Origin of the sequence: Meiothermus ruber DSM 1279 (genome assembly GCF_000024425.1) — a bacterium.
GTDB classification, from domain to species: domain Bacteria; phylum Deinococcota; class Deinococci; order Deinococcales; family Thermaceae; genus Meiothermus; species Meiothermus ruber.
The window spans coordinates 1,228,080-1,246,105 of sequence record NC_013946.1 but is presented as its reverse complement, the minus strand read 5'-3'; the positions used below and the strand labels follow the sequence as shown (position 1 = coordinate 1,246,105).

Sequence of the window (18,026 nt, the reverse complement as noted above, 5' to 3'; positions counted from 1 at the left end):
TTATAGGGAGTCCAGCAAGGCTAAGCAGCGGCAGATGCACCTCGAGGCTCAGAAATCCTTGCGGCCCTTACGGTCGCGGTAGACCTGGCTGGAAAGGGTTTTGCGGGCGCGCTGGGGTGCGGTCTCAATCTCATCGAGCAAAAGCCGGAGTTCATGCGCCTCGGCGGCCAGCGCAGGGCCAAAGCTGGCGAGCATGGGGGCGGCACGGTGCAGGGCGTGCCGGGCCGCCTCGAGGTCGCCGTCGGCTAGGGCCTCCATGGCCCGCTGGCGGGCGCGGGTGGCCTCGAGCTTGGCCGTCATGGCAGCGACATCGGGGTGGGGCTGGAGCCGCTCAAACTCCGCTTCCTCCAGCACGGGCAGCCTCAGGACCGCCTCGAGGCGCTCCCGCTGGCCCTCCGGGGTCTCCCAGTCGAGCTCCAGACGCAAAGAAGCCTCGCGGCCCGCCGGGGCTTCCAGCTCCAGCAGGAACTCCAGCGGGATCCCGGCCACCAGGTTGGGCAGCACGTAAGCCCCGGAAGGGTCTTGCTCGAGGTCGTTGAAGAGCCAGGCCCGGCTCCCGTCGCCGGGCCGCAGCCACAGCCGCACCCGGGTGCCCAGCGTCCCGGCCAGGCCCGCTAGTTCCTGCGCGAAGATGCGGGGCAGGTCGGCGGGGCTCTCGATGAAGTAGTAGTTGCCCTCCCCCGCATCGGCCATGGTGGTCATGAGATCCTCGTTGTAGTCAAGGCCGACGCCCAGGGTGCTGGTGCTCACGCCCCGGCGGGCCAGCTCCCGCACCTGCTCGGCAATCACGCCGGGGTTGGTCTCCCCCCGGTTGGCCAGGCCGTCGGAGAGCAGCACCACCCGGTTGAGCCGCCCCGCCTCCTGGTAGGCCGCCACCTGGGTGGCCCCCTCCAGCCAGCCCGCGTGCAACGCGGTGCTCCCGCCAGTGCGAATCGTGCGAATAAGGTTCGCAATGGCCGCACGCCCATCCGCCACCGGCGTACTGGGCACCAGCACCTCCACAGCATCGTCGTAGATCACCACCGCCACCCGATCCTCGGGCAGCAGGTTGTGCACCGCGTAGATAGCGGCCTCCTTGGTGTACTTCAGCTTGCTCCCCCCCATGGAGCCGGAGCGGTCGAGCACCAGGGCCAGGTTGAGCAGCGGGCGCTCGGGCCGGGCCTGGGGCGTGGGGGTGTGGATGCGCAGCAACACCTGCTGGCGGGTCGGGCGGGTGGCGCTCACCCCCGGCTTGAGGGGGATGAGATCGAGGTGGGGCCGGGCGTTCGGGCTTGAATCGGGGTGCATATCCTTCCTCCTTCTGGTTGCGCAGGTTTCAGCGTCGGCGCGGTTTTTGAGTCTCGAGCCGCTCGCGCAGGTGTCGCAACAAGGCGTCCAGCTCGCTGGGGGTCTTGGGTAGGCGGAAGTCTTCGCGCACGTGCAGTTCCAATCCAGGGACGATCTCGAAGCGTCGCCAGCGCAGCTCGGCTGGTGGGGCTGCCTCCACAGGGAGCGGGGCAGCCGAGGGGATCGGAGCAGTGGGCATCCGGTACTGCTGGCGCAGCTCCGTCAGGTAGCTAAGCGCGGATGGGGTCTCTTTGGCGGTGAGGGCCACCCCACCCTCGAGCATCGCCAGCAGCTCGGCGTCGCTCTTGCGCCGGGCCAGATCCCCCAGGGCGCTGGCCCCGTGCCCCTCGGCCATCAGGCGCCGCACCACCAGCAGTTGCAGCAGGTGCCGCGCCGAGTAGCGGGCCTCCCGCCCTACCCGCAGGGGCTCGTCGAGCATCCCCAGCCCGGTGTAGTGGCGCACCAGGCGGGCCGTAACCGCCTCGCGCACCCGCTGGCTGCCGAACTCCTGGGGCAAGTAGCGGGGCAGGCGGGCGTTGGCTTCGCGCACCAGCCCCGCCAGATCCCACTCGGCACCGCGCTGCAACAGGGTCTCGAGGCTGTCCATATTCCAAGGGTAATACTTACATCTTACATTGTCAATATCATTTGGCATTGTCAATATCGAATCTGTACGTCAATCCTCCTCTTCCCCGGAAACAGCCTCGAGCGCCTTCCCTTCCAGCCCGGCTTCCCGCTCCCAGCGCTCCAGGAAGCCCCTGACCGCCTCGCCGCCGCCTTCTACCAGTGGCAGGAAATCCAGCAACCGGGGGTTGAACCCCGCGTGGCGGTGGAGCCGGGGATGGGGGCTCACCACGCTGGGGGCGTAGCCGACCAGGTTGATCACGTGCGCCTGACGCCTGGTGCCCCCCTTTAGAAAACGCCGCAAGGCCAGGAGGGCGTCGTCGTGGGCCTGCTCATCCGTGATCACCACAAGGCGGCGATACCCTTCCTCGGCTGCCTGGTAGGCAGCGTAATCCACCGCTTGCCCCAGGCAGGTGCCCCCACCCCCCAGCCGCAACAGCTCCTCCACTGTCTGGATGGGGCTTTCACCGGGGAGAACCGCAGGGCGCACCACGCTGTCAAAGGGGACGATGATCCCGCCCTTGAGGGCCAGGGCCACCGCCAGCGGGGCAGCCTGTGCCAGCGGGGTACCGCACATGGAACCCGAGACGTCCAGGAGCACCAGGGTATCCTTCATAGGCGGGCGCGCCTCCACCATGCGGTGGAACAGGCGATCCAGAAGGGGGAGGGCCGGAGAAACCTCCTGGTAGGCCCGGAAAAGCTGGTGGGGGAAGAGATCACGCACATCCACCCGCTCCGCATTTGGCAGAAGCTCCTCGATGGAAAGACCGGCCTCGAGGCAGTTTCGCAGGTTGCGCACCAGGGCCAGGGCCTTCATCCGGGGCAGCGCCCCCCGCCATACCTCAGGCGTACTGCCCTGAGCAGAAAGCAGCGCCTCCCAGGTGGGGGCTTCCTGGCGCATGCGCTCTACCAGAGCAATTTCCATGGGGCCTGCCCTACCCAGGAGGTAGCGGAAGACTGCCTCGCTTTCCTGGGTACGGGGGCGGGGATGCACCAAGCGAATGGCGTCCCGCTGGCTGAACCCCTCGGATAACGCGGTAGGGCTCACCTGCTTGTACTTGAGGAGCTGCCTGGGGGGCAGGGCCTCCAGATGAGCTTTCACCGCCTTTCGAAGCCCCTTGGGCAGGGGAAGCTTGAGGTGAGCCAGGTGGCCCAGGGTTTGCAGGTGCTCATCCCCACGGCGCCATACCGCGCGGGCTGCCCGGAAGGCCAGGGATCGGGCCTCGCCTGGATAACCGAGCCCCTGGCTCACCTCGGAGCCCGCCAGGAAGAGGGTACCTACCAGATACGCCCCCACCGTGCGAAGGCCCAGAATCTGGCGGCTGTAGGCTGCCAGATCCGCCACAAAGGCAGGGTCGTGCAAGAGAAGGCTCGAGCTTAGGTGTAGGTATCTCCGCTGACGCTCGGTCTCACCCTCATAAAAGGTGTTGCCAGGAAGCCAGTTTAGAGCAAGTGCCAGAAACTCTGCATGGGCAGTAGGTACGAGGGCAAGACCGCCCTCATAGGTGAAGGTCAAGGACATAAGCTTACCTCCTCAGCAGCAAAAGCTGATCCATCAAGAACCACATGGCTATCAACTTACTAGCGTGTTCCAGCACCTGCATCAGCCTGGGCAGCACGAAGGGAAGAGCGTGAGGATCGTGAGTAAAACCATCGGTGCCCAGCACCATATCGCCATCCTCGTCCAGGTAGGCCTTGACCCCCTTAACCTTGGAGGTGATGTTCTGGAGCAGGGCTTCCGCGGGGGTGCAGGGCAGGCCGATCCTGGAGAAAAAGACGGCAAGGCGGTAGTAGAAAAGCCCGTCGTCCTCCTCTTGCAAGAGCAGCGTGAATTTCAGGTGGTCGTCAGAGGCGAAGGCCAGGAATCCATCCCTTTCCCCGTCTACCTTGCTTTGCAAGACTTCCATATCGTTCCCCCGAATCCAGGACGACAAATCCTCCACGATGGCTTTCATGCGCAACATGCCACCCTCCTTATCGCGGCCAAAGCCGCCACAGGTCACCTATCTCGCCGACCGACCTACGAAGTACAGATTGTATTAGGATTTATAAACTAGAATTTCTTGGATACAAGACTACCCGCAAAGCGGGGCGGGTCAAGGTGGGATCGGTGCTGGCCTTCTTACTCCTGATCAACATAAGTGGATGATCTTACTTCGGAAGTAGCCGATCCTCGCAACGCCGCAAGGGTGCATTGTACATGCCCATTCAAAGTCTGTCAATAGGTGGGCCTGATTCGAACTGGACAGCCCTTTCTACACCTCCTCGGCTTTACTCCTTGGGTCCAAACTCGTACTTCCCGCTGTAAGGGTTGTACATAAGCTCCCAATCCTCCGGCGCCTGCTCGTAGCGGCCGGTGTAGGGGTTGTATCGATCCACCAGCTTGCTCCCTTTTTTGCTGTAGCTGCGGGTATAGGGGGAGTAGCTCAGATCCTCCGGGCGGCCCAGCTCGTAGCGCCCTTCATACTCGTTGTAGGTCGGCTCCATATCATCTTCCGCAAACTCGTAGGCTCCGGTGTAAGGGTTGTGCTTGAGCTTGTCCATATCTGCCTCCTGTGGCCGGCTTATCTTCTCTCTCGCAATCGCTCCAGCAAGGTACGGAACAGATCCTGCATCTCAGCCACGCCCTGGCCCCGCCCAGGGTTGAGCTCCATCACAAACTGGTGGGCCGCCAGCATCACCGTATTGCACATATCGGCGAAAAGGGCCGGGCTGATGCCCATCTCGAGGTCGATGTGCCAGTCCAGGGTAAAACCGTCCTCGGTGTGGTAGGCCCTGGGCCAGCGGCGCTGGGTGTTCCAGCGGTTCACCAGCCGAAGCGCCTCCAGCTCGGACATCTCCGGAGAGGGCTCCACGCGCATGGTGATGGAAAAAACATCTTCCCGCAGACCCGAAGCCGCAAAGATGGTGAAAAGCTTTTGCGGGCAATGTTCCATCGCCATAATGGCTACGTAGTCCCCATCCTGATCGGTCAGGTACCGGAGGCCTCGCTCCTCCACGTACTGGCGAATGAGTGCGCGGTTAAACTCCACCGTTTGATGCTGGCGCTTCATCTCCATGTTGGCATCACCCCTATACCTAGCCGAAGTAAGGTCAGTTTTGCAAAGCACTGCGACACCTAGTGTCGCCAACTGCTGTGCAGAAGAGGCGTCGGCGGCAGGGTGTCTATCCATCTCTCGGCCAGGTTGCGAATCTCCTGAAGCCAGCGGGCCCGTAGATCGGCGGGGGCCACCACCTCCACCAGGCTGCCCCAGGAAAGCACCCAGCCCAGAAGTTCGAAGGGGTAGCCATCCGGGCCAGTGTTGACCTCATACACCGCTTCCGCGCGGCCGTCCTCCAGCACGCGCCACTCGGCGGGCCCTGGCAAATCCCCCTCACGGAGTCTGGGAATCACCGCTGGGGCAAACCGAAGCACCACCCGCGCCTTTTGATGGGCCAGGGCAACCCCCCAGGCCCCGGAAAAGAATTTATTGGGGTTGAAATCCTGGGGGATGGTGTAGGTTTTTTCCAGGATTCTCGGGTTTGACATGCGCGCCAGCTTGTACATCTGGGGGCCTGGATAGCTTGAACCGGGTACCCGGGCAAGAACATAGAGCGCCAGGTTCCAGCGGTTTAGCTCCAGAAACCAGATCTCCAGTTCCCGTCGGGTCTGCCGGCCCTGCAGACTTTGATAGTCCACCTGCAAGACGCGGCGTTCTCCCCAGGCCCGCAAGACCATCTCCAGGGTGCGGTCGGAGGGAAGGTTGCGCCGGCGGTAGGCCTCGAGGTCCAGGGCGACCAGGTGGCGGATATGCTCCGGCAGTTCCTTGACCAGACGGTGCAATTCCTGCATGAAGTACTGATGGTGCGTAGGCGCCTGGTGGTAGAAGAATCGAAAGGTAGCGTAGCGCAGGAGCAGGTTGTATGGATTGGAGGGCGCATTATTAGGTATGAAATACCGACCATGACCATCCTCTTGCAGCTCTGGGCGCAGGGAATGCAATTCATCAATATCCCGTTGCACCGTGCGCTGGCTGACGCCCAGACGCTCAGCAAGCTCTTTTGTGCTGTGGGGCCTGAGTTCCAGTAGCCCTACGACCTCGAGCAAGCGTCTGGACTTCCGGTGTGAGCGCTTTTCAAGTCCCATGCTTTATGTTAGACCAGTTGGGTTTAATTCGGGGGTGCAATTTGGACAGCCCAGCCGCTCTTCCTGCACCACCCCTGGTGCGCAACGCGAGTTTTGGGGAGGGTCGTTGTCGGTTGCAGCTCCCATAAAATATCTGGGTATGAACCGAGTGTTGTTGGGCGTGCGGGGCATGGAACAGCCCGAACAGATCGCTAAAGTCTCAGGCGCTATCAAGAGACTGGAAGGCGTACGAAGCGTGCAATCGATCGATAAGGGGCAGCTCGAGGTCGAGTACGACCCTCAGCAGCTCACCGTGATGGATCTGATCCGGGTGGTGCGTGAACAGGGCTTCCTGGCCGGCATGCTGTAGGTTATTCCTCCAGAAAACACCGCTATTGCAAGCGACACTTATTTGCAGTAAGGGCTTCCTGCTGTAACATAAGATTGTCTGCGGCCGGGCGCACCCGCCCAGGCATCGAAACCAGCCCCACAACCAAGCGGAACCACTCCGTTTCTCAGCGTTCATTTGCTCCCAGACCAATGGAGTAAACTGTTAGGACTTGGCAAAGAAGCAAAGCCAGCCGGATCGGACGGTTCGTTGTTGGTCAAATAGCTTTGGTTTCGTGCCTGAAGCACTAGACACCCTACAGCAAAGGAGAACCTATGGCCTACCGAGACGACTTCAAAACCCGCAAAAGCCTCTCCACCAGGATGGGTGAGGTGCATTACTTCGACATCATGGAGCTCGAGCGTCAGGGCATCGCGCCGGTGTCCAGGCTGCCCTTCAGCATCCGGGTGATGCTGGAAAGCCTGCTGCGCAACCACGACGAGTACAAGATCACCAAAGACGACGTGGTGGCCCTGGCCAACTGGCAGCCCGATCCCGGCGAGGTCAACGTACCGCTGATGCTGGCCCGGGTGATCCTGCAGGACTTCACCGGGGTGCCGGCGGTGGTGGATCTGGCCGCCATGCGCGACGCGGTGGCCAAGGCCGGCGGCAACCCGGAGATGATCAACCCCACCGTGCCGGTGGATCTGGTAATTGACCACAGCGTGCAGGTGGACTACTTCGGCACCGCCTATGCCTTTGCCCAGAACGTGGAGCTGGAGTACAAGCGCAACGAGGAGCGCTACCGCCTGATCAAGTGGGGCCAGAACGCCCTCAAAAACTTCCGCGCGGTGCCCCCCGGCACCGGCATCGTGCACCAGGTGAACCTCGAGTACCTGGCCTCGGTGGTGATGACGCAAAAAGGCGAAGATGGTCGACTCTATGCCTTCCCCGACAGCCTGGTGGGCACCGACTCCCACACCACCATGATCAACGGCCTGGGCGTGCTGGGCTGGGGGGTGGGCGGCATCGAGGCCGAAGCGGTGATGCTAGGCCAGCCCTACTACATGCTGGCCCCCAAGGTCATCGGCTTCAAACTGACCGGCGAGCTGCCCGAGGGGGCCACCGCCACCGACCTGGTGCTGCGCGTGACCGAGATGATCCGCAAGCACGGTGCGGTGGGTAAGTTCGTGGAGTTCTACGGCCCTGGGGTGTCCAAACTGCCGCTGGCCGACCGCGCCACCATCGCCAATATGTCGCCCGAGTACGGCGCCACCATGGGCTACTTCCCCATCGACGAGGAGACCCTGGCCTACCTGCGCCTCACCGGGCGTTCCGACGAACAGGTTGACCTGGTGGAGAAGTACGCCAAAGCCACCGGCCTGTGGCGCACCGACGACGCCGCGCCGGTGTATAGCGAGCACCTCGAGCTCGACCTCTCCACCGTGGTGCCCGCCCTGGCCGGCCCCAAGCGCCCCCAGGATCGGGTCAACCTGGGCGAGGTGAAGAAGAGCTTCCTCGAGCACCTCACCAAAGACCCCAAGGAGCGCGGCTTTGGCCTCAGCCCCGACAAGCTGGACGCCAAAGTAACGGTCAAGCGGGGCCTCGAGGAGTTCGACCTCCGGCACGGCTCGGTGGTGATTGCCGCCATCACCAGCTGCACCAACACCTCCAACCCCAGCGTGATGCTGGGTGCGGGCCTGCTGGCTAAAAAAGCTGTGGAGGCCGGCCTCGACACCCAGCCCTGGGTTAAAAGCAGCCTGGCTCCTGGCTCCAAGGTGGTAACCGAGTACCTGGACGCCGCCGGCCTCACCCCCTTCCTCGAGGCCCTGCGCTTCCATACCGTGGGCTACGGCTGCACCACCTGCATCGGCAACTCCGGGCCGCTGCCCGAAGACATTTCCAGGGCCGTGAAGGAGGGCGACCTGGTGGTGGCCGCGGTGCTCTCGGGCAACCGCAACTTCGAGGGCCGGATCAACCCCGATGTAAAGGCCAATTACCTCGCCAGCCCCATGCTGGTGGTGGCCTACGCTATCGCAGGCCGCATCGATATCGACTTCACCACTGAGCCCATCGGCTACGACCCCAACGGCAAGGCCATCTACCTAAAAGACATCTGGCCCAGCCAGGAGGAGATCCGCCAGGCCGTGCACCAGACCCTGGATGCCGAGATGTTCCGCCGCCAGTATGCCACCGTCTTCGAGGGCGACGAGCGCTGGAAGGCCCTGCCGGCCCCCACCGGCCAGCTTTATCAGTTCGACCCCAACAGCACCTACATCCAGAACCCGCCCTTCTTCGAAAACCTGGGCCAGGCCCGCGAGATCGGCGACATCAAGGGCGCGCGGGTGCTGCTGCTCCTGGGCGACTCCATCACCACCGACCACATCTCGCCCGCCGGCAACATCGCCAAGAACTCCCCCGCCGCCAAGTACCTGATGGAGCGCGGGGTCGAACCCGCCGACTTCAACAGCTACGGTTCCCGCCGCGGCAACCACGAGGTGATGATGCGCGGCACCTTTGCCAATATCCGCATCCGCAACCTGATGCTGGACGGCAAAGAGGGCCCCTACACCAAGAAGCTGCCCAAGTCTGAGCGCGGCAGCGAACCCGGCACCGGCGAAGAGATGTTCGTCTACGATGCTGCCATGCAGTACAAGGCCGAGGGCACGCCCCTGATTGTGATCGGCGGTATTGAGTACGGCAACGGCAGCAGCCGCGACTGGGCCGCCAAAGGCACCTACCTGCTGGGCGTGAAGGCGGTCATTGCCCAAAGCTTCGAGCGCATCCACCGCAGCAACCTGGTGGGCATGGGGGTGCTACCCCTGCAGTTCCTGCCGGGCCAGAACGCCGCCAACCTGGGCCTCACCGGCTACGAGGTGTTCGATATTCTGGGCCTCGAGGACATCACCCCCGGTAAGGAACTCACCGTGGTGGCTACCCGCTCCGACGGCAGCCAGGTGAGCTTCCAGGTCAAGGCCCGCATCGACACCGTGGTGGAAGTGGACTACTACAAAAACGGCGGGATTCTGCAAACCGTACTGAAGAACATGTTGGCCGAGAAGACCAGGGCATAAAAGCCTGGACGAGTTGCCTGGTGGCGGAGCTACAACCCTCCGCCACCATATTCTTGATCAAAGCCCTTCAATCAGGGTAGAGAAACTGCCGGTAGGGCTGTGCTAACATAAACCTGCTTTGGCCGCGTGACTAAAGGGAGTTTAGAAGCATTAACTCCCCAAAAGTTGCTGGCATCCCGGAGAGTAGATGAAACCTACCGTCAGCGTGGTGGTACCAGCCCGCAATGAAGAAGAGATGATCGGGGCATGCCTGGAGTCTATTCTGCAACAGGAGCCACCCCCGCACGAAGTTATTCTGGTGGACAACGGCTCCACCGACCGAACCGGCGAGATTGGACGCCGCCTGGGGGTGCAGGTAATCTACCAGCCCCAGCCCGGTCTGCACATCGCCCGTCAGACCGGCCTCGAGGCCGCCAGCGGGGAGGTTGTGGCCGCCACCGATGCCGACTGCAGGGTACAGCCCGGCTGGATTGCCGCCATCCAGGAGGCTTTTAGTGACCCCGAGGTGGTGGAAACCTACGGCCCGCTCGAGTTTTTCGATGGCCCTCTGTTCGACCGGCTGCTCTCGCGCTACGGCTACCCGCTGTTTTTAGGCATCATGGCTAAGCTAGGCCAGCCCAACACCGCCGGGGGCAACCACGCGGTGCGCCGACAGGTAGCCCTCGAGGTGGGCGGTTACGACGTACCCTTCGGCGAGGATCTGCGGCTGATGCTCAAGCTCAAGCAGCGGGGCAAGATCGTTTACACGCCCAAGGCCAAGGTGCTCACCTCGGGCCGCCGCCTGAGCAAAGGGCGCTGGAAGATGTACGGGGTGCACCTCAAGAATATCTGGGCCCGCCTGCGAGGGGCTCCGCAGGACTACGGCCCCGACTACTACGCCGACCGAGAACGGCAATAACCCCCTGGAGTGTCATTGCATCCGCTAAAGTGAGGCCGTTGTGGAAGTTGTCGTCCTGCTCTTGCTCCTGCTGGCCCTTTATCTGGGGGCCGACCTGGTCTACCGCTGGATGGGCGTGGGTTCAATTGCCTGGGGCCGCCGAAGCAGCCCGCAAATTGCCCTCACCTTCGACGATGGGCCCAGCGCCCACACCGAGGCCATCCTCGAGCGCCTGCGACAACACGGGGTAAAGGCAACCTTTTTCGTACTGGGCAACCAAGCAGAAAAATACCCCGAGCTCCTGGAAAAAATCCGGGCCGAAGGGCATCAAATTGAGTCCCACGGCCAGGTGCACCGCCCGGCCTTCCTGCTGTGGCCCTGGCAGGAGGCCCGCCAGATTCGGGCCATACCCGGTCGCTTCTACCGACCGCCCCACGGCATTCATACCCCTTTTACCCGCTGGCTGGCTAAGGCCGCGGGCAAACAGATAGCCCTGTGGGACGTGGAGTCGAAGGACTGGACAAAGCAAGACCCCCAGGCCCTGGCCCAGCGCATTCTGGTATGGTGCAAGCCCGGTTCCATTGTTTTGTTGCACGACAATGACCGTTTTCCACAAACCCTGGCAATCCTGGATGAAATTCTGCCCAGGCTAAAAGAACTCGGCTATCAGCCGGTACGGCTTGACGAGCTCGAGGCCCAACCGCTCACCTGGCGCGAGGGGCTCATGCGGGCCAGCCAGGGCGGGCACGAGCGCTACTTTATCAAGAACAAAGTAGAGCGGCTGGGGCTGGGCCCTTTCGATTATCTAGCGGTAAGCCCCTGCGCCTTTCCTGGCCCCAGCCAGCCCGGGTTGCAAAAGGGCGACCCCAGCCTCGAGGTGCACCTCGACTCGGTACGCACCCCCGCCATGACCCAGGTCCAGCTACTGCGCGAAGGCCGCAAGGGCTTCACGCTGCTGGCCGAGTATGTGCAGTCTAGGCCGGAGATAAGAGGCGTCTGGGGCATCTCCCAGGCGGCGGCGGGGTTGCGGGTGTTTGGGTTTCACCTGGCCCCCGTCACCTTCCTGCAACGGCTGATTAGTGGCACAGCCAGCGCATGGTTTTTGTGGCTTTATCGAGGAGAGCTGCCCAAGCGCTCGTTACCCGCAGCCCTGCTGGGGTACAGCCCCCGGGAGGAATTTCTAGCCCGGTGGCTTAAATCTTCTCCCAAGGTCTCTTCTGAACCGCTGCAAGAGCGGTAATTGCTGGCTGTGCTAACATAATACCCGTGCGTCTATACCGCATCGGCCTGTTCACCGACACCTACCTGCCTGGGCCCAACGGGGTGGCTACCAGCGTTTACCTGCTCAAGCGCGAGCTGCGCCGTATGGGCCACGAGGCCTGGGTGCTGGCCCCCGAGATGCCGGACGCCGACCCCCGTGAAGACTGGGTGGTACGGGTGCCCAGTGTGCCCTACCCCTTTTTTGAAAACCAGCGGCTGGCCATGCCCAGCAGCCGCCTGCTGCCCACCGAGTTCGAGATTTTCCACACCCACACACCCCTGTTTATCGGCATCTGGGGCGCGCGGCTGGCCTACCGCCACCGCCTGCCCCACGTCTCTACCTTCCACACCCATCTAGAAAAGTACGCCCATTACATCCCCGGTGTCGCCACCCTCGACAAGTATGTGGGCATCATGCAGAAAGTCTGCCAGGCTTTCTACAACCGGGCCGATGTGGTCATCGCCCCAACCAACCCGGTCAAGCAACTGGCCGAAAGCTACGCCATAGAGCGCGAGATTAGAGTAATTCCCACTGGCATCGATACCGATATTCTGGAGTCGGCCCCCGACCCGGTCTCACCCTGGCCCAGCGGCAAGCGACGCCTGTTGCATGTGGGCCGCCTGGGGAAGGAAAAAAGTGTGGATGTGGTAATTCGCGCCCTGGCCGAAATTCGCAAGGAATTGGATGCCCACCTGGCCCTGGTGGGTATGGGGCCCGAACAGGATGAGCTGGAGAAGCTGGCCCACAGGCTGGGATTATCCGAGCATCTCACCTTTGTGGGGCCGGTGCCCTACGAGAAAATCGGCGGATATTACCGCATGGCCGAGCTGTTCTTGTTCGCCAGTGAGACCGAAACCCAGGGCCTGGTGCTCTGGGAGGCCCAGGCGGTGGGCGTGCCGGTGGTGGCGGTGGGCGCCGAAGGCACTCTGCAGGGGGTCGAGGTAGGCAGCAGCGGCTACCTGGTGCAGCCTGGCGACTATCGGGCCATGGCCGAGCGGGCCCTCGAGCTTCTCCAGAACGAACCACTGCGCCAGCGTTTCAGCGAAGGAGCCCGTAAGTTTGCCGACCAGCGCACCGCCCGGCGCGTCGCCGAGCAGATCGTAGCCATCTACGACGAGGCCACCCGCCTGGTGGAGATCGAGCCGCGCCGCCTCAAAATCCCCTTCCCCCGCCTACCCCAGAGCAGCCTGAGCAGCCCCCGCTAGTGCTAAAGCTCATCTACTCGAGGCCGTGACCCGTTATCGCATCCGCACCCGCCCCACCCAGCCCTTCGCCGGTGAGCGAACCCAGGCCGTACCGGGACGGGGCCTCGAGTTCTACGAGCTGCGCGGCTACACCCAGGGCGACGAACCCCGCTTTATAGACTGGCGCGCCTTTGCCCGCACCGGGCGGTTGTATACCCGCATCTTCCAGGCCGAAGCCCCCGCCCGGTTTACATTCTTTCTGGATGGCTCCAAAAGCATGCTGCTACACGGCAAACAAGCCTATGCCGAACGGGCAGCGCGCATCCTGTTGGAGCTAGCCCGGCCAGAAGGTGCTTTTTTGTGGGGTGGGGGGCGCTACCAGGGCCGGCTGAGCTGGGTCGAGTCGGGGCCTTCGGCCCTGCTGACGCTGCCCCGGCCTAAAGGGGTCACGGTACTGATAACCGACGGCCTGGATGAGCTGGACTGGTCGCGCCTGCTGCAGAAACTCCAGCGGGTGGTGCTGGTGCAGGTTCTGGCCCCCGAGGAGGCGTCGCCTGGCTTTGCCGAGGCTTTGCTGCAAGATGTGGAAGTAGGGCAGCGGTTGGAGGTAGGGCCGGCGGAGGTACAGGCCTATCGAGAAGCCCTGGCCCAGCACCTGCTGCGCCTGAAAACCACCGCCCGCCGCCTGGGCAGCTATGCGCTGTTGCGCGTAGGGGAACCCATTGTGCCGGCCCTGCTACGCCAGGGCGTTTTGGAAGAGCGTTAGAGAAGAGGGGGGTGTGGAGGGCTATAATCCCCCATGGACTCCCCACGTGCTCCGGAGGAGCACATAGCATAGTGGGCGGCAAATGGGCGGTATGATCTCCTTGGGAACATCGTTTCCCGTGCCCCTTGAAACCTGGAGTAGGGGGTTCCATCGGGTAGTCCGATGGGTAAAACTCCAAACGAACACCCGTGGCATCCGCCCCGCCAAGGCGGGGCGGGAAGCACACCGCTCGCCTGCCGATACGGAGCCAAGGTTTTCTATGGGCTCGGACGGAGCCTTCGGGGATGGGTACGGCGTGGGCCGTCCCGTGAGAACCGAGACCCCGTTCTTTAGAACGGGGAGTCGTCGCCGGTTTGGATTTAACTCCTAGAGCCCTAACCAAGCTATACCGAAAAGGCTTCAGGCGGCAGGGCATAGCCCAGAGCCTCCAGCAGGGCCGCTAAATGGAACTTTTGGAACTCGTCCGGGGGCACATACTCCCCAACCAGGCGCAGGGCCTCGGTAGGTAGGGGTTTGAGGGCAATCACGCTGTGGTAAGGCTGAAGCAGGGATAGGGGCAGGCTGCCACCCGCGTACACAATTAGGTCGGCCTGACGGGCCACCACCGCAGCCTGAACCTCGGCCACCGCCACCACCCCGCGTTGTGGAGGCGGCAGCCGCTCCAGAAAACTTTCACCTTCTGGGAAGCTTCGGCTAAGCACCGAGACTTTGGTCAGGCCGCGCAACCCCTGGGCCAGCTCCGCGCGCGCCGGGCCCAGCCAGAGGGCTCTGTCGCCAAAAGCATAACGGCGGATCAGGTTGGCCAGTGCGATGGGCTCGAGGTAGAACCCACGCACCCCGGTCATCTCGGGCAGCACCAGGTCAACCCGCCGGGCCTGGATGGCCTCGGGCTCGAGGTGCCGCACCACATCCAGGGCCAGGGCCTGCAGGCCGGGGTCTTCCAGCACCGCACCCCGGAAGCCTAAGGGCAGCAGGCCGGCCAGGGCGGCCTCGAGGTGGGTTCCGGGCTGGCTGGGATAAACAAACAAGGGCAGATTGTGGTGCAGCGAAGCCGCCAGAAGCGGCTCAAACCAACGGCTGTGACCCGGATGAAAAACCACCAGCGGGCGGGTTGCGGTGTAGTCTTGGGCGCGCATCGCCCCCTAATCTACAACGCCCCCAGCCCATCCAGCCTCAAAAGTCTTGCACAATGAAGCCCACCGTAAAGCGCTGAAAGCTCTCCGAGCCCACAATCTGGCTGACCTCGAGGTAGGGACGGTAGCCCCGATCGGGAAACTGCACCCCCGCAGAGAATATGGCATAGAAGCGCTCCCCCAGGCGCAGCCGCAGCTCGTTTTGCGCGGTGTAGCCGGTAATGCCCAGCGCCAATCCGCCGGCCAGATAAGGCCGCACCAACAAAGAAACCGGCAGCACATAGACCGCTTCGCCGCTCAGGTAAAGCCCCAGATGCCCCATGAAATTGCCGTTTGGGCCGTTGCGCACAGAAAAGCCAAGGTCGGCCCCCCCAGCCAGCGCCAGGCCCGACACCAGGACCAGCACCACCCCAAGGCGGCGAATCAAGCTGACCATGCCCCTACCCTACTCCGCCAGATGCCACCTGTGCAAGGAAGCCCTAACCAGCTTAATCACTCGAGCCGCTCGAGGCCGGCAAACTTGACCGCCAGCCGCTTCAAACCCACCCCAGGAAACATCACCGTAACCTCTCCACCCATTGCGGCCACCACCGTCCCGCTGCCAAACTTGGGGTGTCTGACTTTTTCTCCACCCTTAAACTCGGCTAGCTGGGTTCTGGGCTTGGGTTCGGGGCGGGCCTGTGGGAGCACCCGCACCTCGCTATCGCCAAAGGCCCCCACCTCCTTGAGCAGGTCTTGGGGGATATCCTCCAGAAAGCGGCTTGGGCGGGTATACTCGCGCTTGCCGTAGGTCTCCCGTTCTTCGGCATAAGACAGGTAAAGCCGTTCCTGGGCCCGGGTGATACCCACGTAAAACAGGCGCCTTTCTTCCTCCAGGTCTTCCAGCCGATGCAGGCTGTTGCGGTGGGGCAGCAGGTTTTCTTCCAGGCCCACCAAAAATACCGTGGGAAACTCGAGGCCCTTGGCGTTGTGCAAGGTCATGAGGGTAACGGCTTCTGCCGGGGCATCGCCCTGGGGCTCCTCGGCCTTGGCGGTAAGGGCCACCGAGTCGAGGAAGTCCGAAAGACTACCACCCTCCTCTTCTTCCCAGTCTTGCGCGGCCCGTAAAAGCTCTTCCACGTTTTGCAGGCGGTCTTCACCGTCCGGCTCCTGCTTCAGGGCCTCGCGAAAGCCCGTCTGTTCCAGCACCCGCTGGAAAAAAGCCGTAGGGCCAGACTCAAAAGCAGCCTCTATCAGTTCGTCCAGCAGGCGCACAAAGGCCTGTACCTGCTGGGGACGGCTAATCACCTGCTCGGCCACACGAAAAGCCTCAAAAACCGTGGTGCCGGTCTTCTGGGCGTGTTCAACCAGCCTGGATACCGTGGTCGCCCCAATGCCGCGGGGTGGCGTATTGACGATGCGGCGCAGGTTGATCGAGTCGGCCGGGTTCACCGCCACGCGCCCGTAGGCCAGCAGGTCTTTGATCTCCCGCCGCTCAAAAAACCCCACCGCCCCCACCAGCCGCACCGGAACGTTGGCCCGCCGCAGGTGCTCTTCCAGCAGGCGGGACTGGGCATTGGTTCGGTAAAGCACCGCAATTTGCTGAAAATTCCCCAGCTTCACAATTTCCCGGGCCACAAAAGCGGCCTCTTCGCGGGCGTTGGGGGCGCGGTACAGGCGCACCGGCTCACCCCCCGGCCTGGTCGGGCGCAGCACTTTTTCCAGGCGCAGGGCGTTTTTCTCGATGACCGCGTTGGCCACCCGGAGAATACTGCTGCTCGAGCGGTAGTTTTCCTCCAGGCGAATCACCCTGGCTCCTGGATAGTCTTTGGTGAAGTCGAGGATGTTGTTGATATCGGCGCTTCGGAAACCATAAATGCTCTGGTCGGGGTCGCCTACCACCATCAGGTTGGGTCGTTCACCAGCCAGCAGGCGGGTGAGTTTGTACTGCACCGGATTGGTGTCCTGGTACTCATCCACATGAATAAAACGGGCCCGCTGCTGCACCTTGTGCAAAACCTCGGGGTGCTGTTCAAACAGCTCGATGGTTAGCAGCAGCAGGTCGTTGAAGTCCAGGGCTCCTTGCATTCGCAGCCCACTCTGGTACTTGCGGTAAACCTCGGCGGCCGCATCCTTGGGCACGCCGCCGATAAAGTCGGGGGCCTCGCGCATATACTCCGCCAGGCCGGCCCCCCGGTTCTTGATGCGGTCGATCATAGCCCGGAAGGGGCCTGGCTTGGCCTCGAGCTCGAGCTCTTTCAAAACCTCCTTCAACAGGGTGTTTTGATCGTCTTCATCGTAAATCACAAAGCCCGGCCTAAGCCCCACGTACTCACCGTAGGTGCGCAAAATTCGCACCGCTGCCGCGTGAAAGGTGGAGACCCAGAGATCCCGGGCGGGGCGCCCCACCATCTTCTCCAGCCGCTCCTTCATCTCGCCAGCTGCTTTGTTAGTGAAGGTTACGGCCAATATCTCAGCCGGGTATACGCGGCGCTCACGCAACAGGTAGGCGATGCGGTGTACCACCGTGCGGGTCTTGCCAGAACCGGCCCCCGCCACCACCAGGGCCGGGCCTTCAAAGTGCAAAACGGCCTCCTGTTGGGAGGGGTTGAGGGAGGAAAGGAGGTCGGACATAAGGCTTTAGAAGTCTATCACCTCGCCCGCCTCGAGGGGTTCCAACCCCTCATCCAGTGCGCCCTCGAGGCATCAAGCAGCGCACCCCACCCAGGGCACAGCCCCAAGCAGGGTACACCAAGCGCTGCAGGGCCCGGTCAGGCCCGCAGGGTTCCTATGCAGAATTGGTAGACGAGCCGGAAGGCGCCACCGGAGCCGACGGTTTGGAACCAGGGGCCATGACCATGTTCATATCCCGCCCCAGCATCTCCGGGCGCATCTCCACAAAACCCACGCCTTCCAGGTCTTTAGCGACGCGCTCGAGGAGCTTGTAGCCCAGTTCCTGGTGGGCCATCTCACGCCCACGGAACATGATGGTCACCTTCACCTTGTGCCCCTCCTCGAGGAAGCGTCGAATGTGGCTGAGTTTGGTGTTGTAGTCGTGGGTTTCAATTTTGGGGCGCAGCTTCATGCTCTTGAGCTCGGTGCGCTTGGCCTTTTTGCGAGCTTCCTTCTCGGCCTGCTGCTGCTCGTAGCGCCACTTGCCGTAGTCGAGCAGCCGCGCCACCGGTGGAACCGAGTTGGGCGAGACCAAGACCAAATCGTACTCGCGCTCTTTAGCCATGCGCAGGGCATCGCGGGTGTCCACCACCCCCACCTGCGTGCCGTTTTCGTCAATCAGGCGAACCTGACGCACCCGAATCCGCTCATTTACTGGAACGTCTCTGGTTATAACTTCACCTCCGCAAGCAACAA

Annotated in this window: 17 protein-coding genes and 1 pseudogene; 6 read left to right on the top strand and 12 right to left on the bottom strand. The window is 62.7% G+C overall.

The features are described from left to right. Positions 1 to 48: 48 nt before the first annotated feature. The 8 genes and pseudogenes from MRUB_RS06265 to MRUB_RS16100 form a co-directional block, all read right to left on the bottom strand. Entirely contained in the window at positions 49 to 1,287 is a 1,239-nt protein-coding gene (locus tag MRUB_RS06265) for a vWA domain-containing protein (protein WP_013013516.1), read from the bottom strand. 28 nt (positions 1,288 to 1,315) lie between these two features. Further along, positions 1,316 to 1,933 carry a MerR family transcriptional regulator gene (locus MRUB_RS06260; RefSeq protein ID WP_013013515.1) on the bottom strand — a complete coding sequence of 206 codons (618 nt, stop codon included), beginning with the start codon at positions 1,931 to 1,933 and terminating at the stop codon, positions 1,316 to 1,318. A gap of 69 nt (positions 1,934 to 2,002) precedes the next feature. Next, on the bottom strand, positions 2,003 to 3,472 hold the full coding sequence (locus MRUB_RS06255; RefSeq protein WP_013013514.1) for a TROVE domain-containing protein: 1,470 nt from the start codon (positions 3,470 to 3,472) through the stop codon (positions 2,003 to 2,005). A 4-nt stretch (positions 3,473 to 3,476) separates the two neighbouring features. Beyond that, positions 3,477 to 3,914, bottom strand: coding sequence for a hypothetical protein (locus MRUB_RS06250; protein WP_013013513.1), 438 nt, complete (start codon positions 3,912 to 3,914; stop codon positions 3,477 to 3,479). A 307-nt stretch (positions 3,915 to 4,221) separates the two neighbouring features. Beyond that, positions 4,222 to 4,494, bottom strand: coding sequence for a hypothetical protein (locus tag MRUB_RS06245; protein ID WP_013013512.1), 273 nt, complete (start codon positions 4,492 to 4,494; stop codon positions 4,222 to 4,224). 20 nt (positions 4,495 to 4,514) lie between these two features. Next, positions 4,515 to 5,009 carry a type III secretion system chaperone family protein gene (locus tag MRUB_RS06240; protein ID WP_013013511.1) on the bottom strand — a complete coding sequence of 165 codons (495 nt, stop codon included), beginning with the start codon at positions 5,007 to 5,009 and terminating at the stop codon, positions 4,515 to 4,517. A 59-nt stretch (positions 5,010 to 5,068) separates the two neighbouring features. Next, complete coding sequence (locus tag MRUB_RS06235) at positions 5,069 to 5,782, bottom strand: helix-turn-helix transcriptional regulator (protein WP_015586526.1); 714 nt, start codon at positions 5,780 to 5,782, stop codon at positions 5,069 to 5,071. A gap of 177 nt (positions 5,783 to 5,959) precedes the next feature. Next, a pseudogene (locus MRUB_RS16100) lies at positions 5,960 to 6,076 on the bottom strand (helix-turn-helix transcriptional regulator); the annotation flags it as partial. Positions 6,077 to 6,215: 139 nt separating this feature from the next. On the opposite strand from MRUB_RS16100, the gene MRUB_RS06230 reads away from it, so the two are divergent. From MRUB_RS06230 to MRUB_RS06205, 6 genes are all read left to right on the top strand, one after another. Next, entirely contained in the window at positions 6,216 to 6,425 is a 210-nt protein-coding gene (locus tag MRUB_RS06230) for a heavy-metal-associated domain-containing protein (RefSeq protein ID WP_013013509.1), read from the top strand. 293 nt (positions 6,426 to 6,718) lie between these two features. Next, positions 6,719 to 9,457: an aconitate hydratase AcnA gene (gene acnA / locus MRUB_RS06225; protein WP_013013508.1), complete on the top strand. Its 2,739-nt coding sequence runs from the start codon at positions 6,719 to 6,721 to the stop codon at positions 9,455 to 9,457. Positions 9,458 to 9,644: 187 nt separating this feature from the next. Continuing rightward, complete coding sequence (locus tag MRUB_RS06220; RefSeq protein WP_013013507.1) at positions 9,645 to 10,355, top strand: glycosyltransferase family 2 protein; 711 nt, start codon at positions 9,645 to 9,647, stop codon at positions 10,353 to 10,355. Between the two features lie 40 nt (positions 10,356 to 10,395). Beyond that, positions 10,396 to 11,574 (top strand): polysaccharide deacetylase family protein, encoded by a 1,179-nt coding sequence (locus MRUB_RS06215; RefSeq protein WP_013013506.1) that lies wholly within the window; start codon positions 10,396 to 10,398, stop codon positions 11,572 to 11,574. A gap of 26 nt (positions 11,575 to 11,600) precedes the next feature. Further along, positions 11,601 to 12,800, top strand: a complete 1,200-nt coding sequence (locus MRUB_RS06210) for a glycosyltransferase (RefSeq protein WP_013013505.1) — start codon at positions 11,601 to 11,603, stop codon at positions 12,798 to 12,800. Between the two features lie 25 nt (positions 12,801 to 12,825). Beyond that, complete coding sequence (locus tag MRUB_RS06205) at positions 12,826 to 13,545, top strand: DUF58 domain-containing protein (RefSeq protein WP_013013504.1); 720 nt, start codon at positions 12,826 to 12,828, stop codon at positions 13,543 to 13,545. A 383-nt stretch (positions 13,546 to 13,928) separates the two neighbouring features. Here the strand turns inward: MRUB_RS06205 and MRUB_RS06200 are convergent, their stop codons facing one another. From MRUB_RS06200 to infC, 4 genes are all read right to left on the bottom strand, one after another. Continuing rightward, complete coding sequence (locus MRUB_RS06200) at positions 13,929 to 14,681, bottom strand: hypothetical protein (RefSeq protein ID WP_013013503.1); 753 nt, start codon at positions 14,679 to 14,681, stop codon at positions 13,929 to 13,931. Between the two features lie 37 nt (positions 14,682 to 14,718). Continuing rightward, the gene (locus tag MRUB_RS06195) at positions 14,719 to 15,114 is read right to left on the bottom strand and encodes a hypothetical protein (RefSeq protein WP_013013502.1); all 396 of its coding nucleotides are present in this window, start codon (positions 15,112 to 15,114) and stop codon (positions 14,719 to 14,721) included. 56 nt (positions 15,115 to 15,170) lie between these two features. Further along, on the bottom strand, positions 15,171 to 17,291 hold the full coding sequence (locus MRUB_RS06190; RefSeq protein ID WP_013013501.1) for an ATP-dependent helicase: 2,121 nt from the start codon (positions 17,289 to 17,291) through the stop codon (positions 15,171 to 15,173). Between the two features lie 154 nt (positions 17,292 to 17,445). Next, on the bottom strand, positions 17,446 to 18,003 hold the full coding sequence (gene infC, locus MRUB_RS06185) for a translation initiation factor IF-3 (protein WP_081439947.1): 558 nt from the start codon (positions 18,001 to 18,003) through the stop codon (positions 17,446 to 17,448). Between the last annotated feature and the right edge of the window lie 23 nt (positions 18,004 to 18,026).